General features: G+C 52.4%; 3 tRNA genes. All 3 read right to left on the reverse strand.

Annotation, left to right across the window (positions count from 1 at the left end):
* Window position 1: 1 nt before the first annotated feature.
* Window positions 2–76 (reverse strand) — tRNA-Gln (locus Q0796_RS18200).
* Between the two features lie 31 nt (window positions 77–107).
* A tRNA-Leu gene (locus Q0796_RS18205) sits at window positions 108–192 on the reverse strand.
* A 45-nt stretch (window positions 193–237) separates the two neighbouring features.
* A tRNA-Gln gene (locus tag Q0796_RS18210) sits at window positions 238–312 on the reverse strand.
* Between the last annotated feature and the right edge of the window lie 3 nt (window positions 313–315).

A 315-nucleotide genomic window follows, 5' to 3' on the forward strand; every position in this document is an offset into this window, starting at 1 on the left:
ATGGCTGGGCTATCAGGATTCGAACCTGAGAATGGCGGGATCAAAACCCGCTGCCTTACCGCTTGGCGATAGCCCAACAACAGCGACACTCAAAGAGCATCTTAAAATGGTGCGGAAGGAGAGACTTGAACTCTCACACCTTGCGGCGCCAGAACCTAAATCTGGTGCGTCTACCAATTCCGCCACTTCCGCATAAAACATGGCGATTCACCGTGCTAAGCACAATGCATCTAAAGATGGCTGGGCTATCAGGATTCGAACCTGAGAATGGCGGGATCAAAACCCGCTGCCTTACCGCTTGGCGATAGCCCAACA

Origin of the sequence: uncultured Ferrimonas sp. (assembly GCF_947489035.1) — a bacterium.
Classification (GTDB): domain Bacteria; phylum Pseudomonadota; class Gammaproteobacteria; order Enterobacterales; family Shewanellaceae; genus Ferrimonas.